The organism is Arthrobacter sp. UNC362MFTsu5.1 (assembly GCF_000685965.1).
In the GTDB taxonomy this organism is placed as follows: Bacteria; Actinomycetota; Actinomycetes; order Actinomycetales; family Micrococcaceae; genus Arthrobacter.
Map to the genome: position 1 here is coordinate 55,093 of NZ_JMLE01000012.1, position 12,744 is coordinate 67,836.

Annotated in this window: 11 protein-coding genes; 10 read left to right on the plus strand and 1 reads right to left on the minus strand. The window is 66.0% G+C overall.

Annotated elements, in window-relative coordinates; translation table 11 throughout:
* Window positions 1-243: 243 nt before the first annotated feature.
* The 7 genes from BS38_RS0112930 to BS38_RS0112960 all read left to right on the plus strand — a co-directional run bounded on the left by BS38_RS0112930 (window position 244) and on the right by BS38_RS0112960 (window position 7,398).
* Window positions 244-987 carry a GAF and ANTAR domain-containing protein gene (locus BS38_RS0112930; protein WP_028271189.1) on the plus strand — a complete coding sequence of 248 codons (744 nt, stop codon included), beginning with the start codon at window positions 244-246 and terminating at the stop codon, window positions 985-987.
* 162 nt (window positions 988-1,149) lie between these two features.
* On the plus strand, window positions 1,150-2,172 hold the full coding sequence (locus tag BS38_RS0112935; protein ID WP_028271190.1) for a LacI family DNA-binding transcriptional regulator: 1,023 nt from the start codon (window positions 1,150-1,152) through the stop codon (window positions 2,170-2,172).
* Window positions 2,173-2,276: 104 nt separating this feature from the next.
* Window positions 2,277-3,512: a sugar ABC transporter substrate-binding protein gene (locus BS38_RS0112940; RefSeq protein WP_028271191.1), complete on the plus strand. Its 1,236-nt coding sequence runs from the start codon at window positions 2,277-2,279 to the stop codon at window positions 3,510-3,512.
* Between the two features lie 6 nt (window positions 3,513-3,518).
* Window positions 3,519-4,547 (plus strand): carbohydrate ABC transporter permease, encoded by a 1,029-nt coding sequence (locus BS38_RS0112945; RefSeq protein ID WP_028271192.1) that lies wholly within the window; start codon window positions 3,519-3,521, stop codon window positions 4,545-4,547.
* A gap of 7 nt (window positions 4,548-4,554) precedes the next feature.
* A complete protein-coding gene (locus BS38_RS0112950; protein WP_028271193.1) occupies window positions 4,555-5,451 on the plus strand; it encodes a carbohydrate ABC transporter permease in 897 nt (298 codons plus the stop codon).
* A 55-nt stretch (window positions 5,452-5,506) separates the two neighbouring features.
* A complete protein-coding gene (locus tag BS38_RS0112955; RefSeq protein WP_028271194.1) occupies window positions 5,507-6,274 on the plus strand; it encodes a ThuA domain-containing protein in 768 nt (255 codons plus the stop codon).
* Window positions 6,271-7,398 carry a Gfo/Idh/MocA family protein gene (locus tag BS38_RS0112960; RefSeq protein ID WP_028271195.1) on the plus strand — a complete coding sequence of 376 codons (1,128 nt, stop codon included), beginning with the start codon at window positions 6,271-6,273 and terminating at the stop codon, window positions 7,396-7,398. Before BS38_RS0112955 ends, BS38_RS0112960 begins: the two co-directional genes overlap by 4 nt.
* An 8-nt stretch (window positions 7,399-7,406) precedes the next feature.
* Here the strand turns inward: BS38_RS0112960 and BS38_RS0112965 are convergent, their stop codons facing one another.
* Window positions 7,407-7,832 carry a hypothetical protein gene (locus BS38_RS0112965; RefSeq protein ID WP_081818889.1) on the minus strand — a complete coding sequence of 142 codons (426 nt, stop codon included), beginning with the start codon at window positions 7,830-7,832 and terminating at the stop codon, window positions 7,407-7,409.
* Between the two features lie 97 nt (window positions 7,833-7,929).
* Here BS38_RS0112965 and BS38_RS0112970 point away from each other — a divergent pair, with 97 nt between their 5' ends.
* The 3 genes from BS38_RS0112970 to BS38_RS25110 all read left to right on the plus strand — a co-directional run bounded on the left by BS38_RS0112970 (window position 7,930) and on the right by BS38_RS25110 (window position 12,723).
* A complete protein-coding gene (locus BS38_RS0112970; protein ID WP_028271197.1) occupies window positions 7,930-10,344 on the plus strand; it encodes an HAD-IC family P-type ATPase in 2,415 nt (804 codons plus the stop codon).
* A 178-nt stretch (window positions 10,345-10,522) separates the two neighbouring features.
* A complete protein-coding gene (locus BS38_RS0112975; protein WP_028271198.1) occupies window positions 10,523-11,470 on the plus strand; it encodes an ABC transporter ATP-binding protein in 948 nt (315 codons plus the stop codon).
* 2 nt (window positions 11,471-11,472) lie between these two features.
* Window positions 11,473-12,723, plus strand: a complete 1,251-nt coding sequence (locus tag BS38_RS25110) for an ABC transporter permease (protein WP_051628891.1) — start codon at window positions 11,473-11,475, stop codon at window positions 12,721-12,723.
* The last annotated feature ends 21 nt before the right edge of the window (window positions 12,724-12,744 follow it).

The following is a 12,744-nucleotide window of genomic DNA, read 5'->3' on the forward strand; positions in this document are numbered from 1 at the left end:
TCGGCCCGGATTCCGGGGCGTTGGCAGCCTCCGGCCACTCCGCGCGGGGCAGGCGCGGCCGCGTTGTCACATGCGTCCGCGGCCCGGCAACAGCTGTATATAATTTCCCGGTACGGTTTAGCAGAGAGCCGTTGGATAGTTCTACGATCCGGCCCTCTGCCTGCCATCTGCGTTGTGACCGACGCGGCCGGCACCTGCGCCGCCGGGTCGTTTTGACCTGAACGAAACGGCAGCAAGAACATCGTGGCCAGCGAGTCGACCGCACACACCGCAACGTCCATCAGCCAGCATCTGCACGAAATGGTGTTGAACAGCTCGGACGTGGAGCAATTCCTTCACGAACTCGCCCGGGTATCCGCGCGCAGCCTTTCCGAACCGGGGGACGCCGTCCTCTGCGGGATTACGCTGCTCCGGCACCGGAAGGCCGCCACAGTGGCCAGCAGCAGCCCGGAAGCCCAGGCGATGGACGAAATCCAGTACGACTTTGGCGACGGCCCGTGCATGACCGCGTCCCGCGACCAGGTGACCGTGCACATCAAGGACCTCCGGGCACATGAACGCTGGCCCAAGTACTCCGACACAGTGCTGGGGCACGGCGTCCGGTCCATCCTCGCCGTGCCATTCCGGCTCGACGGCGACACCCGCGCGGCCCTGAACCTCTACTCCCACCGGCCCGGCCGGTTCGAAGGCAAGGTCCTGGAACTCGCCGAGGACTTCGTCAGCCAGACGTCCCTGGCCCTCCGGCTGGCGGTGCGGTTCGCCCACTACAGTGAGACGGCGGCCAACCTGAAGGCAACCCTGGAGTCCCGCACCGCGATCGACGTCGCCATCGGCATCATCATGGCCCAGAACCGGTGCAGCCAGGAGGAGGCCTTCGAGCTCCTGAAGGCGGCCTCAAGTACGCGCAACGTCAAACTGCACGGCGTGGCCGCGGCGATTGTCGATTCCCTCGGCCAGGGCCCGGCCAGGACCCACTTCGAGCTGTAGCCGGCCCCTTACGCCAAAAGTAGCCATTGCACACGGCTGTGATGCATGCCATACTTTTCCTCGATACGCATCGACGATGCGTATCGACGGCGGCCCTGAATGGCCCGCAGCCCAGACGGCCGGGAGTTCGGGGCCACATCGCACAGGAGAGGCGGGAAAGCCATGCCAACCAGCAAAGACGTCGCGGAGGCGGCCGGCGTTGCCCAAAGCACCGTCTCCTACGTCCTGAGCGGCAAGCGGCCCATCTCGGAAAAAACCCGTAAGAAGGTCGAGGCTGCAATTGAACAGCTGACCTACCAGCCCAACGCCGGGGCGCGGGCACTCGCCAGCCGCAAGACGCGCGTCATCGGCCTGGTCATCCCCTTCATTCCTGAACTCGAGATGGCCTCGATCATGGAATTCGTTTCCGTGATTGCCTCCACTGCCCGGCAGTACGACCACGACATCCTTCTGGTTACGGAGGACGAAGGCGCCGCCGGGCTCCGCCGCGTGGTGAGCCAGCAGATCTGCGACGGCCTGATCCTCATGCAGGTGGAGGACGAGGACGAACGGCTCCCGGTGGCCCGGACCCTGAACGTCCCGGTGCTGCTGATCGGCATCCCCCGCGATCCGTCCGGACTCGTCTGCATCGACGCGGACTTCGAAATGGCCGGCGAACACTGCGTCCGGGACCTCGCCGCCGCGGGGCATTCCGTCATCTCGATCATCGACTGGCAGCCAGCCGTGGTGAACCGCCACGTGAACTACGTGGACCGGTTCATGGGCGGTGCCGACGCGGCCGCCAGCGCTTTGGGAGTGTCTGTGCAGCACCTGCCCGGCGGCCCGGACCAGGCGACGATTGCTGATTCCGTGGACAAGGCCCTGGCCGCAACCGAGGGCGTACCGGCGTTCATTGCCCCCGACCGCACCATCCAGGACATCCTCCGCCGCGCGCTGGCTTCCCGAGGCCTCACTCCGGGAGTGAACGTCTCCGTCATCGGCAGCGCCACCCCCACCCTTGCCGACCTCCAGCCCATCCCGCTCTCCACCATCGACCTGCGCCCGGCGGAAGTTTCCCGCCGAGCAGTAAAAATCATCTGCCAGCTCCTCGAAGCCGATTCCCAGGGACCACACGAATCCCTGGAGTTGGTACCCACGGTCATCACGCACCGTTCCAGCACGCTCCGTCCACCCCACGGCGCCTAGCACGACCTTTCCCTGCCAACACCTTTTTATTTCACCATCGTCGATACGCATCGATGATTCGCTTTTCGGACAATTCGCAAACCCAACAACACAAGGAACAGACAATGAAGTCAGCACTCAGGAACAGCCGTCCCCTGGCCGTGGCCGTGACCGCCCTCGTGGGCCTGCCCATCCTGCTCTCAGGCTGCGGCACCGCCGCGTCGTCCTCCTCGACGGAGTCCGTTTCGGAGATCTCGGTGATGGACTACTACAACAACGAGCCGGACAAGAGCTTCATCGGCGATGCCCTCACCGCTTGCGGCACCAAGGCCGGTGTCACCATCAAGCGCGAGACGGTGCCCGGCAAATCCCTGATCTCCAAGGTCCTCCAGCAGTCCTCCTCCAAGACGCTGCCCGACGTCCTGATGCTGGATAACCCGGACCTGCAGCAGATTGCGGCCACGGGTGCCCTGGCTCCCCTGGCTGATTTCAACATCAGCACGGCCGACTTCGCCCCCGGCGTCCTCAGCGCCGGCACCTACAAGGACAAGGTCTATGGGCTGGCACCGACTGTGAACACCATCGCCCTGTTCTACAACAAGGACATCCTGGCCAAGTCCGGCGTCACCCCGCCCAGCACGTGGGACGAACTCAAAGCCGCGGCCACGAAGCTGACCTCCGGCGACCAGTACGGCCTGGCGTTCAACGCCAACCCCACGTACGAAGGCACGTGGCAGTTCCTCCCCGTCATGTGGTCCAACGGCGGCAACGAGAAGAACATCGACACCGAGGAAACGGCACAGGCCCTGCAGCTCTGGACGGACCTGGTGAAGGACGGTTCGGTATCCTCCTCGGCCCTTAACTGGACACAGGCTGACGTCAAGGACCAGTTCCTGGCCGGCAAGGCCACCATGATGGTCAACGGTCCGTGGCAGATCCCCTCACTCGATAAGCAGGCCTCACTGCAGTACGGCGTGGTGAAGATCCCGGTCCGGGAAGCCGGCCAGACCGCTGTTGCCCCGCTCGGCGGCGAAGTCTGGACCGTTCCACAGACAGGAAACAAGGCCCGCCAGGCCAAAGCCGCAGAGGTGGTCGCCTGCCTGAACAGCGACGAAAACCAGCTGGCCATGGCCAAGGTCCGGAACACCATTCCGTCCAAGACCACCCTTGCCGCCAAATTCGCCGACGAGAACCCCAAACTTGCCACCTTCACCGAACTGGTGAAGACGGCCCGCGCCCGCACCGGCCAGCTCGGCGAGGAATGGCCCGCCCAGGCCACCAAGATCTACACCGCCATCCAGACCGCTCTCACCGGCAAGGCTTCCCCGTCGGACGCCCTGAAGCAAGCGCAGGGACAGTAGGCGGGCATGTCACTGACAACAGATTTGCCGCAATCCACTCCCCCGAACGGGAAGCCTGGACCGGGAAAGGCCGGGGCCAAGCCAGGCCCGGGCCGGGCCGGCTCCGGGGACGGCGCGGGGGACGCTGTTCCCTCGCCGCGGCGCCGCAGCCGGCAGCGGCGGGAGCGCCTCTTCCAGTGGCTGTTCCTGGTCCCCGCCGTCGTCTACATGGCATTGTTCTTCGGCTACCCCGTAGTCAAGAACGTCGTCATGAGCTTCCAGGACTACACCACCGCCACGTTCTTCACCGGCGAGGCCCCGTGGGTGGGGCTGGCCAACTACGTGACGGTCCTGTCGTCGTCGTTGTTCTCCACTTCCCTGCTCAACACCGCGCTGTTCACGGTGGGGTCCATCCTGGGCCAGTTCGTGATCGGGCTGGCACTGGCCATCTTCTTCCAGCGGAAATTCCCGCTCAACGGGATCCTCCGGAGCCTGCTCCTGCTCCCTTGGCTGTTGCCGCTGATTGTCTCCAGCGCCGTGTGGCGCTGGATCCTGGACAAGGATAGCGGTGCGCTGAACCGGTTCCTGGGCGACTTCGGCATTGTGGACACCGGGGTGCCGTGGCTGACCAGCACGTCGCTTGCGCTGATCGCTGTCGTCGGGGTCAACATCTGGATCGGCATTCCGTTCAACCTGACCATCCTTTACGGCGGCCTGCAGGAGATCCCCGACGAGCTGTATGAGGCGGGCTCCCTGGACGGCGCCACGGGCTGGAAAGCGTTCCGGCACATCACCTGGCCCATGCTCCGGCCGGTGGTGAGCGTGGTCCTGGTGCTCGGCGTCGTGTACACGCTCAAGGTCCTGGACATCATCCTGGGCCTGACCAACGGCGGCCCCGCAAACTCGACCCAGACCATCGCAACGCAGTCCTACGCGCTCTCCTTCCAGGAGTTCAAGTTCGGCGAGGGCGCAGCGCTGGGCAACATCCTGGTGATCATTTCGCTGGTGTTCGCGGTCCTGTACCTGCGTGCCAGCCGGCGAGCCGTAGATGAGTGAGGAAACCATGACGACGACCATCACCTCCCGCCGCGGACCCGCCCGCGGTTCGGGCAACGGTACCGGGCGCGGTTCGGGACGCGGTACCGGGCCGGCTCCGGATCGAAAGAACTGGGGTTCCACGGCGCTGGCCATCCTTTTCCTGGCCATCATGCTGTTCCCGGTCTACTGGATGGTGAACGCCTCCCTGCAGCCGAACGGCACCACCCTGGAAACATCCTGGCTGCCGCTGAAACCGGACTTCACCGGTTACGCCACCGCCATCAGCGAGCAGGGCGGCAACCTGGGCACCAGCCTGGTCATTTCGCTCGGCAGCGTGGCGCTGAGCCTGGCCATCGCCGCTCCGGCTGCGTACGCCCTGGCCTACTTCAAGGTCCGCGGCGCCAGCATTGTGCTGTTCGCGATCCTGATCAGCCAGATGATCCCCGGCATCGTGGTGGCCAACGCCCTGTACACCGCCTACAACGACCTGGGCCTGCTCAACTCCATCCCGGGCCTGATCCTGGCGGACTCCGCGCACGGCATCCCGTTCGCCATCCTGATCATCCGAGCCTTCATGAACGGCATGCCGGCGTCGGTGATCGAGGCCGCCCGGGTGGACGGCGCCGGCCACATCCGTGCCTTCTGGTCCATCGTGCTGCCGCTGAGCAGGAACTCGCTCATCACCGCCGGGCTGTTCACGTTCCTGTTCGCCTGGAGCGACTTCCTGTTCGCCCTGACCCTGACCACCACCGAGGCCGTCCGGCCGGTGACGCTGGGCATCTTCCAGTACATCGGCGCCTACGTGAACGACTGGAGTTCGGTGATGGCGACGGCGGTGCTCGCCTCCATCCCGGCCATCATCCTTCTGGTGGCAGCCCAGAAATACATCGCGGCGGGCACAACCGGCGGAGCCGTTAAGTAACAGCGCCGGCAAGTAACGCACCGGTGCAACCACACCCACAACTTCAAGGAGAATCATGTCTGAAACCATCCGCGTCACCGTCTGGAGCGAGAACCGGCACGAAAAGCGCGACGAGAACGTCGCACTGCTCTACCCCGACGGAATGCACGGCGCCGTCAAGTCCGGCATCGAAGAAAACCTCGGCGCCAAGGTAAGCGTCCGCACTGCCACACTGGACGAACCCGAGCACGGCCTCACCGAGGAAGTCCTGGCCAACACCGACGTCCTGACCTGGTGGGGGCACATGTCCCACGGCGACGTCGACGACGAAATCGTGGAGCGCGTGCACCGCCATGTCCTCGCCGGCATGGGCCTGATCGTGCTGCACTCCGGGCACTGGTCGAAGATCTTCACCAAACTCATGGGCACCTCCTGCACACTGCGCTGGCGCTCCGAACAGGACCGCGAACTGGTCTGGACCGTGGACCCCACCCACCCCATCGCCAAAGGCGTGCCGCACCCCATCGTGATCGACCGGCAGGAAATGTACGGCGAATTCTTCGACATCCCCACCCCCGAGGAACTCGTGTTCATCAGCTCCTTCAGCGGCGGCGAGGTCTTCCGCTCCGGCTGCACCTTCCGCCGCGGCCATGGCAAGATCTTCTTCTTCAGCCCCGGCGACCAGGACTACCCCGTCTACCACCACAAGGACGTGCGCCGCGTCATCGCCAATGCCGTTGAGTGGGCGGTCACCGACCGGCCAGAGCGTGCCTACCCCGAACTGCTGCGCTACGACACGAACGATTTCTTCAACGGCAAGAGCTACCAGGGGGCCACCGCGTGAGCACCCCCTTCGCCACCATCCCCGACGACGGAACTCCGCTGCGCGTCGTCGTCGTCGGCGCCGGCGGCATGGGCCGCGCCTGGCTTCGGACCGTGGAAGACTCGCCGCTGGTGGAACTGGCCGGCATCGTGGACCTTGACCTTGATGCCGCCCGCGCGGCAGCCGCGGCGGCCGGACGCCCGGACCTTCCGATCGGCACCGGGACCGCCGCACTGGCGTCCGACGTCGGCGCCCGGGCGGTCATCAACGTCACCGTCCCTGCCGCGCACCATCCGGTGACCACCGAGGCGCTGGCCGCCGGACTGCCAGTCTTGGGCGAAAAGCCTGTGGCCTCCACGGTGGTGCAGGGCCTGTCCCTTGCCGCCGCCGCGGAACTCTCCGGACAGCTGTTTATGGTCAGCCAGTCCCGGCGCTACAACCGGCACCTGTTCGAGGCGAAGCGGCTTTCCTCCTCCCTGGGCTCCGTCGGGATCGTGTCGGCAGAGTTTTTCAAGGCCCCGCACTTCGGCGGCTTCCGTGACGCCATGGACCACCCGCTCCTGTTGGACATGGCCATCCACCAGTTCGATATGGCCCGGTTCCTGCTCGATGCCGACCCGGTTTCAGTGTTCTGCGAGGAGTACAACCCGGCCTGGAGCTGGTACCGCGGTGACGCCGGGGCCAGTGCCATCTTCGAGATGACGGGCGGCGAGCGCTTCGTATTCACCGGCAGCTGGTGCAGCCCCGGACAAGAGACGTCCTGGAACGCTTCGTGGCGGATCAGCGGCGGGAACGGCACCGTGCTGTGGGACGGCGACAACGAGCCCACGATCGAGTCCACCGGGGCGGCAGCCGGCTCCCCGGCTGGAAGCCCCGATCCCGGGCAGGAAATTGCCGGCTCGCTGCGGGACTTCGTAGCAGCGCTCCGGACCGGCAGCACACCCATGGGGCAGGTCCACCGGAACATCATGAGCCTGGCGATGGTGGAGGCTGCAGTGCACAGCGCTTCAACCGGTACCCGGGTGGCCGTGGATGCCCTACTGGAGGAGTCCTACCGCGAGGCTATCCTTGCCGAGCGCGATCCGGGCGTGCTGGAAGTCCTGAAGTCCTGGCCTTCGGTCCGGGCCGCGTTGTCCGCTCCTTAGAAAGCGCGCTAGAACATCGGCAGCAGGAAGCCGATAACCAGGGCGGCCGCCCCGATGCCGCTGAGGATCCAGCCCAGGACCCCGGCTGCCTCGCCGCGCACTTCCGGCGCACTGGTCCGCCAGCGGGTGGGCGTCTTCACCGCGTAGTGGATGGTGACGGCGTCCCCCGGGGCCATGTGCCTGATGTCATGCGGGGACATGGGCGCATTGTGAACCTGGTGATGGTGGTCATACCAGCGGAAACCCACGCCGCTCTCATCGGAATATACGACGCCCTCGGACTTGGCCCACTGATCCTCGAACCGCCTCATCGTTTCCACGGCCACCAGGAGGATCAGGCCGGCGGGCAGGCAAATCCAGGTCAGCACTTCCAGGATGGGACCTGCAATGTCGAGAACTCCGGGCATGGTCATGATGGTACCGTTCCCGCGCATTTGCGGGCCACCTCAGCGGGCCGCCCCCAGGGCCAACGGGGAGGCTGACGTGCCACACTAAGGACCAGGAACGGCGCATGCCCAAGGGGGGCAACACATGGTGACGCGGCAACGCACGCACTGGCTTGGCAGGGAAAGCTGGCGCGGTAACGGCCTGTCCAGTGAAGACGTCTCCGAACGTGTCCGGGGCGGGTTGACCAACCTGGTCTCCGACGCATCCAGCCGCAGCCTGTGGGACATCCTCCGCGCCAACGTCCTGACCCTCTTCAATGCCATTGTGGCCGGCAGCTTCGTGCTGCTCCTGGCGCTGGGGCAGTGGCAGGATGCCCTCTTTGGCTTCGCCGCCGTCGGCAACGCCGTCATCGGGGTGGTCCAGGAACACCGGGCCAAGAGATCACTGGACCGTCTTGCGGTGTTGAACTCCCCGCACGCACGGGTTCTGCGGGACGGTGCCATTCAAGACATTCCCACGGGGGAGGTGGTCCTGGATGACGTCATCCTGCTCTTCGCAGGCGACCAGGTACCCGCGGACGCCGCGGTCTACGACGCCCGCGGGCTGGAAATCGACGAATCCCTGCTCTCCGGCGAATCGAACCCCGTAGACAAGGCACCGGGATCCGAGGTGCTGGCCGGGTCCACCGTTGTGGGCGGACAGGGCCGGGCCCAGGTCATCCGGGTAGGGGACGACTCCTTCGCCGGCAAGCTCACAGTGGCGGCCAAGCGTTTTTCCCTGGTCCATTCGGAAATCCGCACCGGCTTGAACAGGGTCCTGCGCTGGATCACGTGGGGCCTCATCCCCGTCATGGCCATCGTTGTCAACGGCGAGATGCAGGCCCAGGGAGGCTGGGACCAGGCGCTGGCCACGGGCACCTGGAAGACCGCGGCGGTCGGCGCCGTGGCAAGTGTGATCGCCATGGTTCCGCTGGGCCTGGTGCTCATGGCCAGCGTGGCTTTCGCCCTGGGCGGGCTGCGGCTCGCCCGGGACAAGGTCCTCATCCAGGAACTCGCCGCTGTGGAAGGGCTGGCCCGGGTGGACATGCTTTGCCTGGACAAGACCGGCACGCTCACTGAAGGAAAGATCATTTTCGACGGCGCGCACGGCGTCGGCACCACTCCGGCGCTGGGGTGGGAGGAGGCCCTGGGATGGCTGGGGGCCGACCCCAATGCAAACGCCACCGCCCGCTGCCTCGCCGCCGTCTACAAGTACGACGGCGGCCTCCGCCCCGCATCTTCCGTCCCCTTCGCGTCGTCGCGGAAATGGAGCGCGGTCAGCTTCACCGAGGGATCGGCGCCCGGTTCCTGGGTGCTGGGCGCACCGGAACTGGTGCTCGAGGCCACCACCCCGGCAAACGTCCCCGTCCTGGCCTCGGCAGCGGCGCTGGCATCGTCCGGTCTCCGCGCCCTGGTCCTGGCCCACGCCGTGCGTCCCATGGCCGCCGGGGAAACTGAGGATGCAACCTTGCCGTCGGCTCTGGTGCCGGCAGCGCTACTGACATTCCGCGAAAGAATACGGCCCGACGCCGCCACCACCCTCGCCTACTTCCGGGAGCAGGGAGTGGACCTCCGCGTCATTTCCGGTGACGATCCGCGGACCGTGGCGGCTGTTGCCCGCGCCGTGGGCCTGGACTCCGCCAGCGGCTACGATGCCCGCGAGCTGCCCGAAGATCCAGAGCTCATGGCGGACGTCCTGCAGAACCACAAGGTCTTCGGCCGCGTCACACCTGCCCAAAAGAAGGCCATGGTCGCTGCCCTGCGCAGCCGCGGCCACGTGGTGGCCATGACCGGGGACGGAGTAAATGATGCCCTGGCACTGAAAGAAGCGGACATCGGGATTGCCATGGGCTCCGCCGCGGCCGCCACCAAGGCCGTCTCCCGGCTGGTGCTGCTGGACAGCCGCTTCGACCGGCTCCCCGGCGTCGTGGCAGAGGGAAGGCGGGTGATCGCCAACATCGAGCGCGTCTCCATGCTGTTCCTCGCCAAGACAGCGTACGCCGTCGCCCTTTCGGTGGTCTTCGGCGGGCTGCTGTGGGGCTTTCCGTTCCTGCCGCGACAGCTCTCCGCCACCGACGGGCTCACCATTGGCATCCCCGCCTTCTTCCTCGCCCTCATGCCCAATGCCCGGCTCTACAGGCCAGGCTTCCTCAAACGCTCCCTGGCTTTTGCCGTCCCGGCAGGGCTCATCATCACCGCCGCGGTCCTGGCACTGAATGCCTACGCGGCGATTACCGGCGGGTACGGGGAGGACTCCGTGCGGACAGGGTCGGTCATGGTGCTCGCCCTCGTGGCGCTCTGGGTGCTTGTGGTGCTCTCCCGGCCCCTGAACCGCTGGCGGCTCCTGATCGTCATCGCAATGTATGCCGGCCTGCTCCTGCTCCTCATCGTTCCGGCCGCCGCAGACTTTTTCAGCTTGGCCTGGCCGCCACGCCCGCTTCTCAATGCCGCCCTGCTGGCGGCGCTAGGCGGGTGTGCCGCCATCGAACTCGTGTTCCGGTTCCGCCGCCGCAGCGTCTGACGCTCCGGCGGAAGACCGTGGACGCCGGGGGCACCATCACCGACGAGTAATGGCAGCGTCACGGCCGGGACCTTCGCCCCTTCCTTTTCCGAGCATCGGGAACCACTCTGGTCACATGGCAGCCTGCCCCGGGGGAACCGACACCGGCGGGCAATGATCGGTACAGGCGGCGAGAGCCATGGACGAGCCAGTGGTGCACATCAGCGGTTTCCGGATGGACTTCGCGGACACCACCGTGGTCCGCGACCTGTCCTTCGACGTGCGGGCCGGCGAGACCTTCGGCTTCCTGGGCAGCAACGGCTCGGGCAAGACCACCACCATCCGCGCGCTCCTGGGCCTGTACGAGCCCACGGCCGGCGTCCTCCACATCAACGGGCGGCCCTTCAAGCCCGAGCACGGCAGCCGGCTGGGCTACCTTCCGGAGGAGCGCGGGCTCTACAAGAAGGAAAAGGTCATGGACGTCATGACCTACTTCGGCCGGCTCAAGGGAATGGACCGGCACTCTGCGCGGCAATGGTCACTGGCCTACCTGGACCGCGTGGACCTGTCCGGGAAGGCCGCCACCCAGGTGGACAAGCTCTCCAGCGGCGAGCAGCAGAAGGTCCAGCTCGGCGTCACCATCATGAACCGTCCGGAACTCCTCATCCTGGACGAACCCACCAAGGGGTTCGACCCCGTGAACAGGCGCCTCCTGATGGACATCATCGCGGAGCAGAAGAACGACGGTGCCACGGTGGTGATGGTGACCCACCAGATGGAGGAAGTGGAGCGGCTGTGCGACCGCATCATCCTGCTCAAGGACGGCACGTCCGAGGCCTATGGCACCATCGATGAGGTCCAGAACAAATACGGCGGGAGGGTGGTCCGCATCCGGCACACCGGGCCCATCCCGCCGTCGCCGCACTATGAGGTGACGCTGGAGGAAACCAACTACGCGGAGCTCTCCATCACGGACGACACCGACGAAGCGGCCATCCTGCGCGAACTCATGGACGCCGGCATGGTCATCCGCAGTTTCACCACCACGAAGATCTCGATGGAGGACATCTTCATCCGCGTGTACGGGGAACACAACGAGTCCCCGTCCCCCGCCCCCGGGCGTCTGGCCGCAACACGGGGTGCGTAGCCATGGCCCAGCACAACCTTGGAACTGTCATCAGCTTCGAATTCGTCCGCACCGTCACGAAGCTTCGCTTCTGGATCGGCACCCTGTCCGTGCCCGTCATCATGGCCGTGGTGTTCGGGATGATCTTCCTCAGCAACACCAGCACCAGTACCGCCGCCGAGGCCCAGAAGAACGCCCAGTTCAGCATCTCCTACACGGACGCCTCCGGCCTGATCACTCCCGCTGACGCGGCCGCATTCGGCGCCGTTCCCGCAGCCTCGTCCGACGCCGGGATACAGGACGTCCGGTCCGGTGCAGTCGAGGCCTACTTCGAGTTCCCCGCCCATCCCGAGTCCGCCGCGGTGAAGGTCTACGGCGCGGACCGGGGGTTGTTTGAGAACGGCAAATACGCCGCCGTCGCCCAGGCCATGCTGGCCCGCGCCGTGGCCGTGAGAATCGGTTCGCCCCAGTTGTCCGGGCTCGCGGCGGGGTCGGCGCAGGTGGAAACGGTGACCTACCAGGGGTCCGAGGTGGCCGGCGGCATGAACTCCGTGATTCCGCCGATGGCGTTCCTGGTGGTGTTCTACGGGCTGGTGGTGCTCCTCGCCGGGCAGATGCTTAACTCCACGCTGGAGGAAAAGGAGAACAGGGTCACCGAGATGATCCTCACGACGCTCAAGCCCACCACCCTGATCACAGGGAAGGTGCTGGCCCTGTTCATGGTGGGCCTGGTGCAGGTGGCCGTCTTCGCCTCGCCCATCCTGATCGGCGGACTCTTCTACCGTGATGCCCTGAGCATCCCGGCGTTCGAATTTTCCCAGCTGGTCTTCGACCCCCTGCGCATGACCGTCGGATTCCTCATCCTCGTGGGCGGCTTCGCCTTGTTCACCACCACCCTGGTGGCCATCGGCGCCGTGATGCCCACGGCCAAGGAAGCCGGGAATTTCATGGGGGTGATGATCGCCCTGATCTTTATCCCCTTCTATTCGGTCAGCCTGGTGATCTCCGAGCCGCACTCCCCGATCGTTCAGGTGTTCACCTACTTCCCGTTCTCCGCGCCCGTCACGGCGCTGTTGCGGAACGCGTTCGGATCGCTGGGCGTCCTGGAAGCCGCAATGGTGATCGCCATCCTCTACGTCGGGGCCGCCGTGATGCTCCGGTTGGCCGTGCGGCTTTTCCAGTACGGGTCCATTTCCTACACCTCGAAGGTCAGCATCAGGACCGCCCTCAAAGCTGGCTCCCGGCACGCTGTGGCCGGCCCGGCGGAGAAGTAGCCGGGACGTTGGAGTGGCCGG